The organism is Pedomonas sp. (assembly GCF_036515995.1).
GTDB lineage: Bacteria > Pseudomonadota > Alphaproteobacteria > Sphingomonadales > Sphingomonadaceae > Pedomonas.
The window spans coordinates 1-3099 of record NZ_DATBUP010000132.1 but is presented as its reverse complement, the minus strand read 5'-3'; the positions used below and the strand labels follow the sequence as shown (position 1 = coordinate 3099).

Annotated in this window: 5 protein-coding genes; 3 read left to right on the top strand and 2 right to left on the bottom strand. The window is 69.5% G+C overall.

What is annotated here, in order from left to right; genetic code table 11:
• Positions 1–147 precede the first annotated feature (147 nt).
• Complete coding sequence (locus VIG90_RS10250) at positions 148–1002, top strand: MOSC domain-containing protein (protein WP_331593415.1); 855 nt, start codon at positions 148–150, stop codon at positions 1000–1002.
• A 25-nt stretch (positions 1003–1027) separates the two neighbouring features.
• On the opposite strand, the gene VIG90_RS10245 is transcribed toward VIG90_RS10250, so the two are convergent.
• Positions 1028–1441, bottom strand: coding sequence for a nuclear transport factor 2 family protein (locus tag VIG90_RS10245; protein WP_331593414.1), 414 nt, complete (start codon positions 1439–1441; stop codon positions 1028–1030).
• Between the two features lie 175 nt (positions 1442–1616).
• Here VIG90_RS10245 and VIG90_RS10240 point away from each other — a divergent pair, with 175 nt between their 5' ends.
• Positions 1617–2447 (top strand): helix-turn-helix transcriptional regulator, encoded by an 831-nt coding sequence (locus VIG90_RS10240; RefSeq protein WP_331593413.1) that lies wholly within the window; start codon positions 1617–1619, stop codon positions 2445–2447.
• 32 nt (positions 2448–2479) lie between these two features.
• Here the strand turns inward: VIG90_RS10240 and VIG90_RS10235 are convergent, their stop codons facing one another.
• Entirely contained in the window at positions 2480–2752 is a 273-nt protein-coding gene (locus VIG90_RS10235) for a hypothetical protein (RefSeq protein WP_331593412.1), read from the bottom strand.
• Positions 2753–2834: 82 nt separating this feature from the next.
• On the opposite strand from VIG90_RS10235, the gene VIG90_RS10230 reads away from it, so the two are divergent.
• Positions 2835–3099 (top strand): GIN domain-containing protein (locus VIG90_RS10230; RefSeq protein ID WP_331593411.1); only part of this gene is annotated, 265 nt, incomplete at its 3' end.

Here is a 3099-nt window from a genome sequence, read left to right as displayed (position 1 = left end):
AAGGGGGTTATAGACCCCCTTGCACCTGCACTTATCCCTTGGCACTCCCCTTGCCACCCTTGAGCACCCCCTCAGCCCCCGCCCCTTTCCGCACCGCCGGCCAGCCGCTACAGTGCCCCTCCCTCCCACCTGCCGGACCTGCCCCCGATGCGCGTTGCCAGTCTTCACATTCATCCCGTCAAATCCGGCCGTGCGGTTGATCTGGCGCAGGCGACCCTGCTGCCGGCGGGGCTTGAGGGGGATCGGCGGTGGATGATCGTGGATGAGGCGGGGCGTTTCCTCACCCAGCGGGAGGAGCCGCGCCTTGCCCTGCTGGAGGCGGTGCCGGGCGAGGCTGGCCTCACCCTCCGCGCTCCGGGGCTTGCCCCGCTAATGCTGCCCTATCCCACGGGGCAGGCAGAGCACATCATCGCCCACATCTGGCGCTCGAAGGCGGCGGCGCGGGTGGCGGAGGGGGCGAGCGCGTGGCTGTCGGGCTGGCTGGGCCGGCCGCTGCGTCTGGTCTGGCTGCCGAACGGGGCGAACCGCCCGCTCAACACCGCCTTTGCCAAAGGACCGGGCGGCGTCGGCTTTGCGGACGGCTATCCGGTGCTCATCACCAACACCGCCTCGCTGGCAGATCTCAACCGGCGGCTGGACGCGCCCGCGCCCATGAACCGCTTCCGCGCCAACATCGTCATCAGCTCAGACACGCCGTGGGGCGAGGATGGCTGGTCGCGCCTGCGCATTGGCGAGACCGAGCTGGAGCTGGTCAAGCCGTGCGACCGCTGCGTCGTCGTCACCACCGATCAGATGACGGGCGGCAGACTCCAAGGAGACCACCCCGCCCATGAGCCGCTGCGCATGCTCCAGCGCGTGCGCAAGTCGGCCGAGCCGCGGGTAAAGGGCGCGCTGTTCGGCTGGAACGCCGTGCCCGTCACCCCCGGCCTCATCCGCGTGGGCGATCCGGTGGAAATCCTCGCCCGCCGCCCCGAGCCGTGGCCGATCCGCCCTGCGGTTTAGAACAGCTCGGCCCTCAAGCCCGGCCTCACGCCCCCACGCTGTCGAGGAAACCGGTCACCTGCGCCACGCGCCCGTCCGCGTCCAGCAGCACCACGTCCGTGCCGCCGCCGACGACGCCGCCGGCCCCTTCCAGCGTCCACGAGAACCGCACGAACGGCCCGTGTCCGTCCGGCGTGCCGCTCAGGCGGAAGCTGTGCCCGGCGAACTGCGCCTGCGCCGCGCCGATCATGGCGTTGATCGCCTCCGCGCCGCTCGCCTGCATCAGCGGATCGGCGTAGCGGGCATCATCGGTCCAGCCATCGGCCAGCTGCTTGCGCCGCTTGTCGGAATCCGCTTCATTCCATACAGCGAGGTAGGCGTGCGCCACTGCCGCCGGAGTGATGGCCGGAGCAATGGCCGGAGTGATGGCGGCGGACGTTTCGGTGTGTGCCTGTTGCATGATCGCTCTCCAGTGTTGCGTTTTGCCGGTCATCCGGCCCCAGGTTGTGCCGGTCATCCGGCCTTAGGCTGTGCCGGTCATCCAGCATGTCGGCGATCATTCCCAATCAGGCGCGGCCAATCCATTACCTTGCAGGTAATCGCCCGCTCGCGGCTTTCCGGGTCATAGAGAGGACATGAACATGCCAACCACCCACGCCGCCAGCCGCCTCCCTGCCCCGCAGGAACCGGTGGGCGCTTTGCTGCGAGACTGGCGGCAGCGCCGCAAGCTCAGCCAGCTGGATCTCGCCATGGATGCGGAAATCTCCACCCGCCACCTCAGCTTCATCGAAACCGGGCGGGCAACGCCCAGCCGCGCCATGCTGCTGCGCCTCACCGAGCGGCTGGACCTGCCGCTGCGGGAGCGCAACGCCCTGCTGCTGGCGGGCGGCTTTGCCCCGGCCTTTGCCGAGCGCCCGCTGGACACGCCCGACATGACGGCCGCCCGCACCGCCGTCGAGGCCATTCTGAAGGGGCACGAACCCTTCCCCGCCCTTGCCGTCGACCGGCACTGGACGCTCCTTGCCGCCAATGCCGCGCTCGCGCCGCTGCTGGAGGGCGTCTCGGCCGAGCTGCTGCGCCCGCCCGTCAACGTGCTGCGGCTGAGCCTGCACCCGGATGGGGTGGCCCCGCGCATCGAGAACCTGCCGGAATGGCGCAGCCATCTGCTCGCGCGCCTGCGCCAGCAGATCGACCAGACCAAGGACCCCGTGCTGGAGGACCTGTGGCAGGAGCTGCGCGCCTACCCGTGCCCGGCCAGCCGCACGCCACACGGGCCTCCGGGCATCGCCGTGCCGCTGCGGCTGCGGCTGGGCCCGAACGCCGAGGTCTTCTCGTTCCTCTCCACCACCACCGTGTTCGGCACGCCGCTCGACATCACCCTGTCCGAGCTGGCGCTGGAGTGCTTCTACCCGGCGGACGAAGCCACCCGCCGCGCCCTCACCAAGCCTGCGTCTCCAGCGCCCTGAGGAGGCAGCGCCCTTACCTTAAGGCTTGGCCCTTAAGGCTTCGCCATCCCGGGGAGGGGCTGGCTGTCGCACTGGAACTCGGCCTTGGAGCCGGTCGAGACACAGTGGATGACGAGGCTGGTGCGCGGATCGATGGACCACGCGTGGCTCACGCTGCCCGCGCTGGAGGCTGCCACATGCAGCGGCCCGCCGCCGCCCACGCCGAACGATTGCGCCTCTGCCGGCCGATCGTGGAGCGCCAGAGACACTGCCGCGCCAATCACGGCGCAGGCCAAGCCAAACGCTAGCTTTCCAGACAATTTCATTGCAGTCTCCGCCATAAGAACTATTCCGCCAGCAGGATATTAGACTGCCCCGCTGCGGATGACATACCAGGGAGAAGAATTAATGCGGTCCACCACGTTTGTTGCCGTCTGTGCCACCCTTGCGCTGGCCGCCTCGGCCGTCACCGCCGCCGCTCCCGCCAAGCGCAAGCCGGACGAGCGGCGCATCGAGGCCACCGGCTTCACCGGCGTGGCGCTGGAGGGCGGCATGACCGTCATCATCGAACAGGGCCCCGAAACGCAGGTCATCGCGCGGGGCACCAAGGCCGCCCTCGCCGATCTGGATCCCGTCGTCGAGAAGGGCGTGCTGCGCCTGAAGGAGAAGAAGG